Source organism: Aeromonas enteropelogenes (assembly GCF_020097295.1).
Classification (GTDB): Bacteria; Pseudomonadota; Gammaproteobacteria; order Enterobacterales; family Aeromonadaceae; genus Aeromonas; species Aeromonas enteropelogenes.
Map to the genome: position 1 here is coordinate 2,443,951 of NZ_CP083625.1, position 14,712 is coordinate 2,458,662.

Here is a 14,712-nt window from a genome sequence, read left to right on the forward strand (position 1 = left end):
TGATCTGATACCAAGGAGCGGTGATCCATGTCCATTCCCCATCTGTCGTTGCAGGATGCCCGTCATCTGCAACTGGCAGCCCAGGGCCTGCTCGCCCCGCGCCGTAGCAAGGCGCGTCCGGCGGATCTGCTGGCTACCATCCGCCGCATGGCGCTGTTGCAGATAGACACCATCTCGGTGGTGGCGCGCAGCCCCTATCTGGTGTTGTTCAGCCGGCTCGGACAGTACGAACCCGGCTGGCTCGAGCAACTGCTGGCCGACGGCGACATTTTCGAATACTGGGCCCATGAGGCCTGCTTCATTCCCCGCGAGGATTACCGGCTGCTGCGTCATCGCATGCTGGATCCTGCCGCCATGGGCTGGAAGTTTTCTGCCCACTGGCTCGCTACTCATCAGCAGGACATTGACCGGCTACTCGAGCAGATCCGCCAGCAGGGGCCGGTGCGAGCAGCCGACTTTGCCCGCAAGGGAGAGAAGGGCAACGGCTGGTGGGACTGGAAGCCGGAGAAGCGCCATCTCGAGGTGCTCTTCACCGCGGGGCGCCTGATGGTGCGCGAGCGGCGCAACTTCCAGCGGGTCTATGATTTGGCAGAGCGGGTCATGCCCGGCTGGTGCGACGAGCGGGATCTGCCGAGCCCTGAGACGGCGCAGCGAGAGATGGTGCGTGCCAGTTGCCGGGCGCTGGGGCTGGTCAAGGCCGGCTGGGTGGCCGATTACTATCGGCTGCGGCGCGGCAAATATGATGCCCTGCTCCATCAACTGGCCGACGAAGGAGAGCTGTTGCCGGTGCGGGTGGAGGGATGGCAACACGGCGCCTTCGTCCACGCCTCGCTGGCTGACGAGCTGGCCAAGGCGCAGGCGGGCAACCTCAGGGCGACCCATACCACGGCCTTGTCGCCCTTTGATCCTCTGGTGTGGGATCGCAGGCGGGCCCGCGAGCTGTTCGAGTTCGACTACCGCATCGAGTGCTATACCCCGGCGCACAAGCGCCAGTACGGCTACTTCGTGCTGCCGCTGCTGCATTGCGGCAAACTGGTGGGCCGGATGGATGCCAAGGCCCATCGCCAGCAGGGAGTATTCGAGATAAAGAGCCTCTATCTGGAGGCGGGGGTCAGGGTGACTCGCACCCTGGCAAGGGAGTTGGCAAATGCGTTGCAAAAGCTGGCGCAGTGGCACCAGACGCCGACCTTGGCCTATGGCGATATTCCGCCCCCCCTGTTGGCGCTATGGCGCCCGGGGCAGGGGCTGTGAGGGTAGCACAGAGGGCAAGACGCTCTGCACTCAGGGGATTGGCACATGGGGGAAGAGGGATGAAGGGATTCTGGCTGCTGTCGGGCGTGATCCTTGCCATGCTGATGCCGGTCGCCTCGGCACAGGAGAGTGACGCGCCGGTGCGGATCTGCCTCGGCAATGGCAGTGAATGGCCTCCCTACACGTATTGGGTGCGCCACAACGGCGTGCCGGAACCCGAACGGCTGACCGGGGCGGCGGCGACCCTGGTGCTCGATGCCCTGCTCCAGAATGGTCTGTCTCACCAAATCCGCTACCTGCCATGGGCCAGGGTCAAGCAGGAACTGGTCGACTATGACCAAAACGGCCTGTGCGAGCTGACCTGGGATGCCAGCTACAAGCCGGAGCTGGCATCCCATGTTTACTACAGTGTTCCCCTCTATCACACCCGTCTCGGCCTCTTCTATCTCAAGCGCCGCTTCCCCGAGGCACCGGATCTGGAGATGGCCAGCCGCGGCCGGATGTGCGGACTGCTCGGCTACAACTATGCCCCCTATGGCATCAACAAGAAGCTGCGGCGGGTCAAGCGGTTGCAGCAGGCACTCGACCTGCTGGCGCGGGGGCGCTGCGATTTTCTGCCAAACTCGGTCGAGCCGCTGCTAAGCGGCCTCAGCCTTGGCATCTACCAGAGTGAACCCGGCTTGACCCATCTGCGCCTACCCAATCGCAAGGGGTTCTATCTGATCGTGAGCAAGGGATCGCCACGGGCCCGGGAGCTCATTACTCAGCTGGATCAGACGCTGGTGGCCTTTGAGGAGGAGGGGCATACCCGCGAGGTGATGGCGAAGTTTCTGCCGCCGCTGGAGTGACGGCGTCGCCGGATATAAAAAAGGCCAGCCGGTGCAAACCGGCTGGCCTTGGTCATGGATGGGGATATCACGCAGCCAGGCGGGTCAGCACCTTCACCAGCAGCTCGATGCGCGGGGCAATGCTCGCCAGATCCAGATACTCCTCGTCACTGTGGAAACCGGCGCCGATAGGGCCCAGACCATCCAGGGTCGGAATGCCGAGGGCGGCGGTCAGGTTGGCATCGGAGCCACCCCCGACCTCTTGCCAGCGAATGGGCAGACCCAGCTCCTGACCACACTCCTCCACGATGGCCATCAGGGCCTTGGTTCCTTCTGACGGTACCATGGCCGGCTTGTGGGCCTCGCGAGTCAGCTTGATGGTGACCCCTTCCAGATGAGGGCGCTCGGCCAGGGTCAGCAGCCGGTCGTTGACCTGGCTGTACTCTTGGTTGTCCCAGAAGCGCACGTCCACCACGGCGCTGGCGTGGGCCGGCACTATGTTGGCGCCATTGCCCCCCTCGACGATGCCGATGTTGAGGGTGGTGCCGCTCTCGAAGTTGGTGAGGGCATTGATGGCCAGGATCCAGTGACCCAGCTCGGTGATGGCGCTGCGCCCCTTCTGCGGCTCGTTGCCCGCGTGGGCCGCCTTGCCGGTGAAATCGAGGCGATAGCGGGCCATCCCCTTGCGCGCCTTGACCAGAGAGCCGTCGGCACGGGCCGCTTCGGCCACCAGTACCTGACGGGCCTGTTTGGCTACCGAGGCCAGCCAGTCGCTGGAGTGCAGGGAGCCAATCTCTTCATCCGGGTTCATGCAGACGCAGATGCTCAGGTTGTCGCGCACCTCGCGGCGCAGGGCGCGCAGGGCATGGACGATGTTGAGCAGGCCGGATTTCATGTCGGAGACGCCGGGACCATGGGCCCGCTCGCCATCGACGCTCATCGGGCGGGCGGCGGCGGTGCCGAGGGGGAAGACGGTGTCCATATGGCCAATCAACATCACATCGATCTGCTCGGCCTCAGGCTGGTTGCGAATTTCCAGTCCCACCCCGGCTACCCCGCAGTCGACCCGCTTGATGTGCCAGCCACCCATGGCCTCGTATTTGGCGGCCATCAGATCAGCCACTGCGGTTATGCCAGGTTGGTGCAATGAGCCGCAATCCAGGTTGATGAGAGGGGCCAGCTCGGCCAGGTATTCATCCAGAGAAAAAGTCATCGGTTGCTCCACTTGTGTGGTTGTACGAAAAGGGTCAGAGAAGGATGTTCATCACCAACATGGCGCCGAAGGCGTTGAGCACTGAGATGGCGACCATGATGGGGATGTAGCGCCCTTCGGTGCCGATGCAGCCGAGGATGCGACCCATGTACTGCACCTGGGAGCCCATCAGGTAGATGGCGGGGGCCAGGATGGCGATGTGGGTACCGTTGAGGATCCCCTGATCGAACAGAGTGATAACAACGCCGACCGCGCCGCCCATGGACATCCAGGCGCCGATCAGCACGGCAGCAGCCTCACCGGGCAGACCGAACACCGCCATGATGGGGGAGAAGATGGCTCCCATGGCGTCCAGGGCGCCGGTGATCTGCAGCGCCTTGATGATGACGAAGGCCATCAGCACGTTGGGGACGGTAGAGGTGGTGGCGATGACCCATCCCTTTTTGGCCCCTTCGACGAAGATATCGGTGACGATGGGTTTCTTGACGTTGGCCTGGCTCATTTGGCTTGCTCCTGGGGGCTGGGGGTCGTGGCGTGCTGGGTGTTGTCGCTGTTTTTGCCTTCGGTCAGGTTGAGGTAGACCCGAAACAGGTTAGCGCCGACAAATTTGAAGGCAAACATCACCACCACGGCGAGACCGATGGAGGAGCTGACCGCCGGGCTGCCATCGGCCAGGGTCAGGGTGAAGAGCACGGCGCCGGAGGAGAAGAAGTTGACTATGGTGGCACCGGCAGAGAACTGGAACATGGTGAAGACATCGGTCTCGCGCTTGCTGATGAGCCCTTCATCCTTGAGCTGGCGGGTCATGGCGGCGCCGGCATCGGTACTCTGCAGGGAAGCGATCAGCGCCAGACCCGTGTTGCCCGGGATCCCCATCAACGGGCGCAGCAGCGGGGTCAGCAGCTTGCGGGCGGCATCCAGGGCGCCGTAGTGTTCCAGCACATTGATCATGCCGAGGGCGAACATCACGGTGGGGATCAGGGTCAGGGCAAACAGGAAGCCGTCGCGGGCGCCATTGCCCCCCTTGCCGCGCATGTCGGTCATGGCGGTCTTGAGGCCGTCGCCGTTCTCGCTGACGCTCTGTACCATGGTGCCGAACGAACCGTTCAGCGTGGTGAAGTCGAACACTCCGTACCACTGGTTGGACTGCAACAGTCCCGAAAAGAAGACGATGGCGAACGCCAGTGCCAGGTAACTGCCTATCGTTACCGAGCGTGATTTGTCAGTCATGATTTAGCTCCATCTGAATAAATATTTAATCGCTCGCAGTATGAATGATGCAATTATCAGTAAATTGATGGCGGTCAAACTGGCGCACTGTCTTTGGTGTTTGTTGTGGTTTTATGTGATGGTGATCGTTGCTTTGATGGATAAAAATCCGGTTTTTGCAGGGATTTTTGAATGGCTGCGTTATGTGGGCGGTATGACAGGGGCGCCGGATGGCGGAAAATAAAAAACCGGGCGCGAGGCCCGGTTTGGTCATGCAAGTCGGTGGTGATTACTGGAATACCAGTACCATCAGCAGACCGATGGTGATGGCGGACACCAGGAAGGCGAAGCCATAGAACACATAGTGGTGCAGCTTGGTGGTGTGGATCCCCAGATCGTGCAGACCGTGATAGATACGGTGCATGCCGTGCCAGATGGGCAGGGCGATGATCACCAGCAGGATGCAGGCACCCCACCAGGAGCTGGCGAAGGCGTGCACGCGATCGTAGCTCATGGTCTCCACGTCCATGATGCCCATGGGCACCAGCAGACCGGTAATGAGGACAATGACCGGCAGCAGCATGGCGACGACCATGCCGCCTGCACCAAACAGACCCCAGTAAATTGGTTCGTCAGAACGTCTCATTGTTTTCTCCTCAAGCCACGATGATCAGGACAAGCAGGGATACCACCGCCAGCGCCACATACTGGGCCAGAACGATCGGTTTCTCCGGCACCAGCTCTTCACCCCGGAAGATGCGCATGGCTTTCGGCGCCAGGGCAAACCAGGTCTTGGCGTGGAACAGGCAGGCCGCCAGGGCAATCACATGGAACAGGATGGCGATCGGGCTTTGCAGGGATTCCAGCCAGCCGTTGAACGCTTCCTGACCCTGTACCAGACGCATCAGACCCCACATCAGCACGACGGCATAGATGGAGACGAAGATACTGGTACCCTCGCGGATCATGTAACCGGTGTAGAAGGCATTCTTCAGCCACCAGTCTTTCTTCATTTCGCGGACGTAAGGCTTACGTTTGCTTTGGGTGTTGTTCATGGTCTCATTCCTGATCTCAATCTGGCTTGAACATGGCGATCATGTAGTCCTTGGCGCTCTCGACCTTGCCAAGCTGGATGGCAGCGGCCGGATCCACGCCTTTCGGGCACACTTCGGAGCAGTAGCCCACGAAGGTACAACCCCAGACACCTTCGTCCTGGCTCAGGATCTTCATCCGCTCCTTGGACGCGCTGTCGCGGTTGTCGGCGTTGTAGCGATAGGCCAGAGCCAGTGCCGCCGGACCGGTGAACTTCTTGTTGATGCCATATTGCGGGCAGGCTGCGTAGCACAGACCGCAGTTGATGCACATGGAGAACTGGTGATACTTCGCCATGTCAGCCGGAGTCTGGGTGTACTCGCCATCGCACAGGCTGCGCGGCTCGCTCGGGATGATGTAGGGCTTGATGCTCTCCAGCTTCTCGATAAAGTCGGACATGTCGACCACCAGATCGCGCTCGATCGGGAAGTTGTTGAGCGGCTCGATAGTCATCTTGCCCGGCAGGTAGTCGCGCAGGAAGGTCTTGCAACCCAGCTTGGGCACGCCGTTGACCATCATGCCGCAGGAGCCGCAGATCGCCATCCGGCAGGACCAGCGGAAGCTCAGGGTCGAGTCCAGGTGATCCTTGATGTACTGCAGGGCATCCAGCAGGGACATCTCTTTGAGGTAAGGCACCTGGAAGGTCTGCATCCAGGGCTCGTTATCCTGCTCGGGACGGTAGCGCAGGATTTCAATTTCGATCATCTCAGCCATTCTTCTTAGCCTCGTCTTGTTTCTCACCCTCGGAACCGTACACGCGTTTCGCCGGTTGGGATTTAGTGATCTTCACATCGGAGTAATCGATGGTCGGGGCCCCTTCATCGTTATAGAAGGAGAGAGTGTGCTTGAGGAAGTTCACGTCATCACGCTCCTCATAACCGTCCAGACGCTGGTGGGAACCACGGGACTCTTTACGGTTGATGGCGGAGTGAGCCATGGCTTCGGCCACGTCCAGCATGTAGCCCAGTTCGATGGCGTACAGCAGGTCGGTGTTGAAGACAGAGGACTTGTCGTTGATCTTGATCTTCTTGTAACGGGCTTTCAGCTCGTTGATCTTGTCGATGGTGCCCTGCATCAGCTCTTCGGTACGGTAGATACCGACACCGGCTTCCATGGACATGCCCAGTTCGTTGCGAATATCGGCCGGGTTTTCGGTGCCGTCGATATCGAGCAGGGAGAGGTGCTGCTTGATGAGCGCCTCGGCCTTGGCGACCAGCGCCTGGGTGTTACCGTGCTGCTGGGTGGCGGCAAATTCGGCAGCCTGTTCACCGGCCACTTTACCGAATACCACGATCTCGGACAGGGAGTTGGAACCCAGACGGTTGGCACCGTGCAGACCGACGGAGGCACACTCACCGGCGGCGTAGAGGCCGGCCAGACGGGTGGCGCACTTGCCGTCAGTTTCGATACCACCCATGGTGTAGTGGGCAGTCGGACGTACCGGGATTGGCTCCTTGACCGGATCCACACCCACGTAGGCCTTGGCCAGTTCGCAGATGAAGGGCAGACGCTCTTTCAGGTACTTCTCGCCGAGGTGGCGCAGGTCGAGGTGAACCACGTCGCCCATCGGGCCCTGGATCACGCGGCCTTTTTGCTGCTCTTGCCAGAATGCCTGGGAGAGACGGTCACGGGGACCCAGCTCCATGTGCTTGTTCTTCGGCTGGCCAACCGGAGTTTCCGGGCCCAAGCCGTAGTCTTGCAGGTAGCGGTAGCCATCCTTGTTCAGCAGGATGCCGCCTTCACCACGACAACCTTCGGTCATCAGGATGCCGGTGCCAGGCAGACCGGTCGGGTGATACTGGACGAACTCCATGTCGCGCAGCGGTACGCCGTGACGATAGGCCAGTGCCATGCCGTCACCGGTGACGATGCCGCCGTTGGTGTTGTAGCGATAGACACGACCGGCACCGCCGGTAGCCAGTACCACGGACTTGGCCTGGATGAAACGGGTGATGCCGTTCTGGATATCGAAGGTCAGTACGCCCTGGACGCGGCCATCTTCCACGATCAGATCAAGGCAGAAATGCTCGTCGAAACGCTTGATGCTCGGGTACTTGATGGAGGTCTGGAACAGGGTGTGCAGAATGTGGAAACCGGATTTGTCAGCGGCAAACCAGGTGCGCGGGATCTTCATCCCGCCGAAACGACGGACGTTGGCCTTGCCATCCGGCTTGCGGCTCCAGGGGCAGCCCCAGTGTTCCAGCTGGATCATTTCGTTGGTGGCGTTTTCGACGAAGTATTCCACCACGTCCTGTTCACACAGCCAGTCACCGCCAGAAACGGTATCGTTGAAGTGGTTTTCCAGGGAGTCATCATCACGGACGACGCCGGCGGCACCACCTTCGGCAGCAACGGTATGGCTGCGCATCGGATAAACCTTGGAGATCAGCGCGATCTCCAGTTCCGGGTGGGCTTCAGCAATGGCGATTGCGGCACGCAGGCCACCACCACCGGCGCCGATGATGGCAACATCGGTCTTGATAATATCCACATCTGCCTCCTTAGGGATAGATTTGCTGGGCACGATTTTGCTCTATGAAAAAAATTCAAGTTTGATACAAGTCAAACAGCTTGGTTTTATTCCATTTTTACTAGTGATTTTTCTATCAAACACCCTGTTCCCTGGATGAAAATGTTGCAATTATCGCCGGTTTTCAGTGTTACTGAGCAATCGAACACACAGCCGCGAAAACTTTAACTACCGGATTGTACGTAGTTTTCTTTCAACAAAATGAGAATTACCTCTCTTTTTGGGTATCCGCAAAAAAGTTTTTAAGTTTTTTATTAAAAATGTTTATTGAGAATTATTACCAGTCATGATTTCGGATTAGTAAATCTAATTTATGTTGTGGGTGTGTGGCGAGGTGACCAGGTGTGGTGCCGTCCCGGGAATCGGGAAGGGAAGGGGGAGAGGTAAATCTGGTCGGTATTGGATTAATCACTGAAAAATAAGGGCTATTATGAAATGAAAGGGGGCCGGTGTGGCCCCCTTTTTAGCGCGTTCAGATGCGGAACATTCCCACCTGATTGTTCAGTTCACCCGAAATATTTTTCAGTTGTTCCGAGAGATGGCGCGAGCTGTCGGCGTCCACCGCCAGTTCGTCAGAGACATCTTTCACCGCCTGAATGTTGCGACTGACCTCGTCGGTCACGGCCCGCTGCTCTTCGGCAGCGCTGGAGATCTGGGTTGCCATGTCGGAGATCTGGTTGATCGAGAGGGTGATCTGCTCGAGCGCCTGGGTGGCGTTGTTGGCATCATCCACGCTGTTTTGCGCCAGCAGCTGGCCCTCGTGCATGGTGCTGACCGCGCCTTGGGTGTTGCGTTGCAGGGTTTCGATCATGTTGCGGATCTCGACGGTGGAGCTGTGGGTGCGTTGTGACAGCACCCGCACCTCGTCGGCTACCACAGCGAAACCACGACCCTGCTCACCGGCACGGGCAGCCTCGATGGCGGCGTTCAGAGCCAGCAGGTTGGTCTGCTCGGCGATGCCCTGAATAGTGGAGAGGATGGTGTTGATCTCCTGGGCGTTCTTCTCCAGTTCCTGAATGATGTTGGAGGCTTGTTCGACCTGGGTTGCCAGATCCGTGATGGAGCGCTGGTTGCGGGCGATGACCTGCTTGCCGTGCTCGCAGCTGCTGGAGGAGGAGCGCGCCGCCTCGGCGGTCTGTTCGGCATTACTGGCCACTTCCACTGCGGTGGCGGACATTTCGTGCACGGCGGTGGCAATCTGGGAGATCTCGTTCTGCTGGCGCGCCAGCCCCTGACTCGATTTCTCGGCCATGTTGTGGGAGGACCTGGCCTGCTGGTTGAGCTGGGTGGAGGAGTTGGAGATATCCTGCACCATGGTGTGGATCCGATCGATGAAGGTGTTGACGTGTTTGGCTACAGTTCCCACTTCGTCGTCCCGCTCGATCTTGATGCGGCGAGTCAGATCGCCATTGCCACGGGAGAGATCGGCAATGGCCTCACCCAGGGTTTTCAGCGGTGCCAGGGAGCCGTGGATGGCCACGTAGGAGAAGCCGGCCACTATGATGATGGTGATCAAGCCTTGCAACAGGGCCGAGGTGACCATGCGTCTGACTGACTGATAGGCCACCGCATCATCCACCACTATGCCGTAGTACCAGTTGGTGTTGGGGATAAGGTTCAGGTCGAACACGCTCAGCTTGCCGCTGATATCCATCTCGGAGATGGTGCCGTCATTGGCAATCCGGTTGACGCCGGCAGCCGTCAGCTCGGGGGAGAGCTCGGTGGCCGGTTTCAGGGTCAGCGAGGTGTCAGGGTGGGCGATGATGGTGCCATTGCTGTCGATCAGCACGGCGTAGGTGCCCTCGGTGTTGACCGCCAGAATGTCGGAGACCAGACCGCTGATGGAGACGTCACCGGCGATCACCCCCTGGGTGTTGCCGCGCTGGAATGGCTCGGCGATGGTGATGATGAGCTGGCCCGTGGTGATGTCGGCATAGGGAGAGGTGATGGTCATCTTGCCCGCAGTCGTGGCGTCCTGATACCAGGGGCGCTTGCGGGGATCGTAACCGGCTGGCAAGTCGGTCGGTTTACTCTGGATCATCCGGCCATCTGTGGTGCCCACATAAACCAGATCGAAGCCGCCTGCGTTCATGGATTGGGCGAGATGGCTGATGGGCTCGTCTTCCTTGGCAAAGGCTTCCTTGGTGGAGCTGACCATGTTCACCCTGGCGTCGAGCCAGCGGGAGATCCCCTTGACGTTGGCAGCAGAACTTTCGTCGATGAAGTTCCAGATCAGTCGTTGAGTCTCGCTGCGCAGTTGCGAGGTGTTGTACCAGACCTGCAGACCGGTGATCACCAGAATGATGACCCCGATGGCGAGGACGAGTTTGTTTTTGATCGACAAGTTCATAATTACATCCTTGTGAGCGTCAGTCTGAAGTAGGTGTATTGCGTTGTTATTGTTGTGAGCCAACTCTTATCGGCCGAGTTTGAACTTTTTGTATCCCGATCAGCTTTCTAAAGTTAGTGCTGATCGGGCGTCTTAGCCATCTACAGGGTCAGGGTGGCCGGATGGGATGAAGCGATCCGGACGATTGGTGAAAATACCGTCGACGCCCCACTGCGCCAGCCGCTGCTGATCGGCGAGATGATCCACGGTATAGACCAGCACCTTGAGCCCCCGTTGGTGGGCATCCTCAATCAGCATCTCGTCGACAAAATCCACATCGCAGTTGATGGACCAGGCCCCCAGGCGTTCGGCGAACAGGGCCAGGTTGAGGGGCAGGTTGGCAGTGAGGGCGCCGAGGCGGATCTCGGGCTGCAGGCCGGCAAACCTGGCCAGCTCGGGGTGATGAAAGGAAGAGACAATCCACTGGGCAGTGGTAAAACCAAGCTCGGCCTCTGCCTTTCTGGTCAATGCCGCGACTGGCTTGGCGGTATTGGCCCCCTTGAGCTCGATATGCAGCTCGCAGCGGCCTCTGATCAGGCTCATCACCTGCCACAGGGTCGGGATGGGCTCGCCGTCGCCTGCATCCAGACTCTGCAGATAGGCGCAGGATTGCTCACTCAGTACTCCCTCGCCATTGGTACAGCGTTCCAGCCGCCGGTCATGGAAGACCCACAATTCGCCGTCGGCGGCCTGCACGTCGATCTCGATGGCCTCAGCTCCCTGTGCCAGCGCCAGGGCGATCGCCTTGAGAGTGTTCTCGGGCGCCAGTCCGCTGGCTCCCCGATGGGCAATGATCTGCATGCTTGCTCCTTTGCGTGCCGGGTCGGGTCAGCCCCGGGTCAGGTGAATGTCTATCTGCTGGTGGGGCAGGGTGAGCCCCTGCTGCTGCAGTTTATCCAGCACCAGCGAATGGACCTCGTGGGTGATGGGCATCCGGTGATCCATGTTGTTGACGTAGAGACGGATCTCGTAGATCAGCGCCGAATCGGTGAACTCGACCAGGAACACCTCCGGGGTCGGGCTCTCCAGCACCAGGGTCGATGCCTGTATCGACTCTTCCAGAATGCGCTGTACCAGCTTGGGATCCCGGGTCAGGCCGATGCGGATGCGCAGCTTGACCCGGGTGATGGCATCCGACAGCGACCAGTTGATGAACTGCTCGGTGATGAATGCCTTGTTGGGGACGATGATCTCCTTCCTGTCCCAATCCACTATGGTGGTGGCCCGGGTCTTGATCTTGGTGACGGTACCGGTCAGATCCCGGATGGTGACGGTATCGCCGAGGCGGATCGGTTTTTCGAACAGTATGATGAGGCCGGAGACGAAGTTGGCGAAGATCTCCTGCAAACCGAAACCCAGGCCCACCGAGAGGGCCGCCACCAGCCACTGGGTCTTGGACCAGTCGATGCCGAGCATGGAGAAGCCGGTGAGGGCGCCTATCAGGATAACCAGGTACTTGCTGACGGTGGTGAGCGCAAAGCCGGTACCCGGCGAGAGGCTCAGGTGCTGGAGCAGGGTCAGCTCCATCAGACCGGGCAAGTTACGGGCCGTCACCACCGTCAGAATGAAGATGAAGGCCGTCATCATCAGATCCTGCAGGGTGATGGCGGAGAGCTGCTCGATGCCGCCTATCTTGTTGCTCACCTGCCATACCTCGATGTTGCTCAGGAAGCTGAAGGCGGAGTTGAGATCCGACCATTGCACCAGCAGCAACATGGTGAAGCCCAGCATCAGCAGGGTGCGGACCAGCCCGAGGGACTGGGCGCTGATGGTGTCGAGGTCCAGCTCCGCCTCTTCCACCACATCGGGGATCTCCGAACTGAGATCGCTGTTGGGATCGTCCCGCTGGGCGAGGATCTCGGCCCGCTTGCTCTTGGCCCGTTCGAAGGCGAGGCGGCGGCGCTGGATCAGCATCCAGCGTCTGGCCAGGTAGTAGACGAGCAGGGCGCCGAGCCCCATCAGCAGACTCAGCTCCAGCTGCCTGAGCAGGGTGCGGGAGGTGTAGAAGTAGCCGAACAGGGAGCCGATCACCGCCAGCAGGGGGGCCAGCATCAGGCTGTTCCAGATGAAATGGTGCAGCAGATGGGGCTTACTCATGTCGCTCTGGCCCCAGGTCAGCGGCAGCCGCTCCCGGTTGAGGCGGGCGAAGAACAGCAGCAGCCAGAGGGCGCCGATGATGAAGGCCAACCTGCCGAGGGAGTCGTAGAAGGCGTGCTCCTGGTAGCTATTCGCCATCCCCTGCACGAAGAAGCTCGGGATCAGCACCAGCAGCAGGGTACGAAATTGCCCCCAGACTCGCTGTACCCGCTCTTTGGACCAGCGGAAGTGGTGGATCAGGATCCCTTTCTCCAGAGTGAGGTGGCGCGCCATCATCAGGGCCAGCAGCAGGAACCAGATCTCGCCAAGCCCCCGGCCCACCGCTACCGCGAAGGGATATTGCCAGACCCCCTCGAGCAGGCCGCGCACCATCAACACCATGGCCGGGAACGGCAGCGAGGCGATCAGGGTACGCAGCAGCAGGCGACTGGTGAGGCTGAACTTGTCCTGGGTGACCTTGCCGATGCGCGGCGCCACGTGTTCGCAGAAGCGGACCAGGTGACCGGCCAGCTTGAACCAGCTCCAGGCCAGCACCAGCAGGCCGATGCCGGCCATCGTGAGGGTCAGGGGATTGTTCTCGGCGATGGCGCGGGGCAGTTGCAACCAGTTGTTCGGGTTGAAGGCCAGCGCCAGGGCGGCGGGGATGCCGAGGATGACCTGGGGGGTGAAGGGGCGTACGTCCGGTAGCCAGAACAGGTGGCTGGCGCTGAGCTCGCGGATCTCGTCGATCTTGCTGTTCTGGCGGCTGTAGAGCAGCTTGAGCCGGGTCTGTTCCTGGATCAGGGTATCGGAGGCATCGTTAAGACGGGTCAGCAGCTGGCGACGGGCCTTGAGCAGGTTGTCGAGCACCGCCAGTTGCGAGCGATCCAGAGTCACCTCTTCGCCAGCCAGCAGTTGTTCGCGCAATTGACGGGGATCGGCAAGGTCATCCTGCTCGGTCTCGTACTGATATTTGGCCCTGCGGGCGTTGACGATGGCCGACTCCAGCTTGTCCAGCGGGAAGTAGGCGGGCAGATCCGCCAGCTTGCTGCGCAGGTTCTCGCCGTAGGCATTGCTGATCTGCAGCCACTCCAGCTGTTCGCGCACCGAGTTGACCAGCTCGTTGAGGGTAAACAGGTTCTTGTCGATGGTGCGCTGCTCGTCCTGAACCCGCTCTATCTCGTCTTCGAGACCGCTGAGTTGCAGGGAGAGGGCCTGGTTCTGCTTTTGTTGCTCTAGCAGCAGCGGCATGTCGGAGGTGAGCTGTTTGCGCAGCCGCTCGCTCTCCGCCAGCGCCTGTTCCGTTTTCTCACGGCGCAGCTGGTTTTGCTGGTTCAGCAGGCTGGTCTGCCACTCATCCTCGTCGGCGATGGCCAGGTTGAGCTCCTGCAGCTTCAGCTTGCCAAGATCGTTGCGTTGTTGAGCCGAGAGCTGCTCCAGCTCCAGCATCTGGATCCGGTCAGAGAGGCTTTGCTCCTTCATGCGGGTCACCAGCTGCTGGGCCTCCAGCAGTCGATCCGACTCGCTCCCCAGACTCAGGCGATCCAGCTGACTGCGAGTCAGCTGCAGCTGCTTGCGCAGATCGTCCACCCGCAGGTGATACTCCTGGCCCGTGCTCTCAAGCTGGTTGAGGCTGTCCATCACCCCCTGGCGCTCCTTGCGCAGGTTGAGCTGGCGGTTGTTGCTCAGGCCAATGGCCTGGCGCAGGGTCTCCTCCTTGAGGCGGGAGAGGGGAGGCCGGGCGGCGGGTTGATAGTTGTGCAGGCTCTCCTTGAGGCGGCTCGACTCCTGGGGATAGTCGATGAGGATCTGCTGGTAGGCCTTGCTCTGCTCCCGGTAGCGTTCGGCCTCTCGGGCAAACTGCAGTGCCTGCTGATAGCTCTCGCGCAGCTTCTGGTTTTCGGGGGTATCGCTTTTGGGCACGCTTTGCAGCAGGGCTTCGGCCTGGGTGACGGCGTCCTCGGCCCAGGCGGATGACAAGGGGACAAGACAGAACAAAAAGAGGGTGAGCAGGCGTTGCAACATGAGGCTCGTTTCTGGTCATGAAGGATGGTCCTAGCCTAAAGCAGTGAAGGGCGGTGGGTAAAGGTGGTTACCCTTAATGATTCATCACATAAATAACAGG

General features: G+C 60.1%; 13 protein-coding genes. 3 read left to right on the forward strand and 10 right to left on the reverse strand.

Going from position 1 to position 14,712, the window contains the following annotated elements:
- Positions 1–27 precede the first annotated feature (27 nt).
- Positions 28–1,251 carry a winged helix-turn-helix domain-containing protein gene (locus LA321_RS11530; protein WP_042072299.1) on the forward strand — a complete coding sequence of 408 codons (1,224 nt, stop codon included), beginning with the start codon at positions 28–30 and terminating at the stop codon, positions 1,249–1,251.
- A gap of 59 nt (positions 1,252–1,310) precedes the next feature.
- Positions 1,311–2,099 carry a type 2 periplasmic-binding domain-containing protein gene (locus tag LA321_RS11535; protein ID WP_407929428.1) on the forward strand — a complete coding sequence of 263 codons (789 nt, stop codon included), beginning with the start codon at positions 1,311–1,313 and terminating at the stop codon, positions 2,097–2,099.
- Positions 2,100–2,166: 67 nt separating this feature from the next.
- On the opposite strand, the gene LA321_RS11540 is transcribed toward LA321_RS11535, so the two are convergent.
- From LA321_RS11540 to LA321_RS11550, 3 genes are read right to left on the reverse strand one after another with little or no spacing between them, the layout of a single operon-like run.
- Positions 2,167–3,291: a M20 family metallopeptidase gene (locus tag LA321_RS11540; protein WP_042072298.1), complete on the reverse strand. Its 1,125-nt coding sequence runs from the start codon at positions 3,289–3,291 to the stop codon at positions 2,167–2,169.
- Between the two features lie 34 nt (positions 3,292–3,325).
- A complete protein-coding gene (locus LA321_RS11545; RefSeq protein WP_026457021.1) occupies positions 3,326–3,793 on the reverse strand; it encodes a YjiG family protein in 468 nt (155 codons plus the stop codon).
- The gene (locus LA321_RS11550) at positions 3,790–4,521 is read right to left on the reverse strand and encodes a nucleoside recognition domain-containing protein (protein WP_042072296.1); all 732 of its coding nucleotides are present in this window, start codon (positions 4,519–4,521) and stop codon (positions 3,790–3,792) included. The genes LA321_RS11545 and LA321_RS11550 overlap by 4 nt, the downstream gene beginning before the upstream one ends.
- 40 nt (positions 4,522–4,561) lie before the next feature.
- On the opposite strand from LA321_RS11550, the gene LA321_RS11555 reads away from it, so the two are divergent.
- Positions 4,562–4,744 (forward strand): hypothetical protein, encoded by a 183-nt coding sequence (locus tag LA321_RS11555; protein WP_156141117.1) that lies wholly within the window; start codon positions 4,562–4,564, stop codon positions 4,742–4,744.
- A 45-nt stretch (positions 4,745–4,789) separates the two neighbouring features.
- Here the strand turns inward: LA321_RS11555 and frdD are convergent, their stop codons facing one another.
- The 7 genes from frdD to mscM form a co-directional block, all read right to left on the reverse strand.
- The gene (gene frdD / locus LA321_RS11560; protein WP_026457019.1) at positions 4,790–5,146 is read right to left on the reverse strand and encodes a fumarate reductase subunit FrdD; all 357 of its coding nucleotides are present in this window, start codon (positions 5,144–5,146) and stop codon (positions 4,790–4,792) included.
- 10 nt (positions 5,147–5,156) lie between these two features.
- The gene (locus LA321_RS11565) at positions 5,157–5,555 is read right to left on the reverse strand and encodes a fumarate reductase (protein WP_042072295.1); all 399 of its coding nucleotides are present in this window, start codon (positions 5,553–5,555) and stop codon (positions 5,157–5,159) included.
- A gap of 16 nt (positions 5,556–5,571) precedes the next feature.
- Positions 5,572–6,306 (reverse strand): succinate dehydrogenase/fumarate reductase iron-sulfur subunit, encoded by a 735-nt coding sequence (locus LA321_RS11570; protein ID WP_026457017.1) that lies wholly within the window; start codon positions 6,304–6,306, stop codon positions 5,572–5,574.
- The gene (frdA, locus tag LA321_RS11575; RefSeq protein WP_026457016.1) at positions 6,299–8,083 is read right to left on the reverse strand and encodes a fumarate reductase (quinol) flavoprotein subunit; all 1,785 of its coding nucleotides are present in this window, start codon (positions 8,081–8,083) and stop codon (positions 6,299–6,301) included. The genes LA321_RS11570 and frdA overlap by 8 nt, the downstream gene beginning before the upstream one ends.
- 511 nt (positions 8,084–8,594) lie before the next feature.
- Positions 8,595–10,472, reverse strand: a complete 1,878-nt coding sequence (locus LA321_RS11580; RefSeq protein WP_042072293.1) for a methyl-accepting chemotaxis protein — start codon at positions 10,470–10,472, stop codon at positions 8,595–8,597.
- Positions 10,473–10,604: 132 nt separating this feature from the next.
- Positions 10,605–11,312: a glycerophosphodiester phosphodiesterase gene (locus tag LA321_RS11585; RefSeq protein ID WP_042072292.1), complete on the reverse strand. Its 708-nt coding sequence runs from the start codon at positions 11,310–11,312 to the stop codon at positions 10,605–10,607.
- Between the two features lie 27 nt (positions 11,313–11,339).
- A complete protein-coding gene (gene mscM, locus LA321_RS11590; protein ID WP_042072291.1) occupies positions 11,340–14,612 on the reverse strand; it encodes a miniconductance mechanosensitive channel MscM in 3,273 nt (1,090 codons plus the stop codon).
- Between the last annotated feature and the right edge of the window lie 100 nt (positions 14,613–14,712).

Bases quoted from the DNA above. Each gene is read 5' to 3' on its own strand.
- LA321_RS11550 (WP_042072296.1), bottom strand. From the start codon at position 4,521: ATGACTGACAAATCACGCTCGGTAACGATAGGCAGTTACCTGGCACTG.
- LA321_RS11540 (WP_042072298.1), bottom strand. From the start codon at position 3,291: ATGACTTTTTCTCTGGATGAATACCTGGCCGAGCTGGCCCCTCTCATC.
- LA321_RS11585 (WP_042072292.1), bottom strand. From the start codon at position 11,312: ATGCAGATCATTGCCCATCGGGGAGCCAGCGGACTGGCGCCCGAGAAC.
- mscM (WP_042072291.1), bottom strand. From the start codon at position 14,612: ATGTTGCAACGCCTGCTCACCCTCTTTTTGTTCTGTCTTGTCCCCTTG.
- LA321_RS11530 (WP_042072299.1), top strand. From the start codon at position 28: ATGTCCATTCCCCATCTGTCGTTGCAGGATGCCCGTCATCTGCAACTG.
- LA321_RS11580 (WP_042072293.1), bottom strand. From the start codon at position 10,472: ATGAACTTGTCGATCAAAAACAAACTCGTCCTCGCCATCGGGGTCATC.
- LA321_RS11565 (WP_042072295.1), bottom strand. From the start codon at position 5,555: ATGAACAACACCCAAAGCAAACGTAAGCCTTACGTCCGCGAAATGAAG.
- LA321_RS11555 (WP_156141117.1), top strand. From the start codon at position 4,562: ATGAATGATGCAATTATCAGTAAATTGATGGCGGTCAAACTGGCGCAC.
- frdD (WP_026457019.1), bottom strand. From the start codon at position 5,146: ATGAGACGTTCTGACGAACCAATTTACTGGGGTCTGTTTGGTGCAGGC.
- LA321_RS11570 (WP_026457017.1), bottom strand. From the start codon at position 6,306: ATGGCTGAGATGATCGAAATTGAAATCCTGCGCTACCGTCCCGAGCAG.
- LA321_RS11545 (WP_026457021.1), bottom strand. From the start codon at position 3,793: ATGAGCCAGGCCAACGTCAAGAAACCCATCGTCACCGATATCTTCGTC.
- LA321_RS11535 (WP_407929428.1), top strand. From the start codon at position 1,311: ATGAAGGGATTCTGGCTGCTGTCGGGCGTGATCCTTGCCATGCTGATG.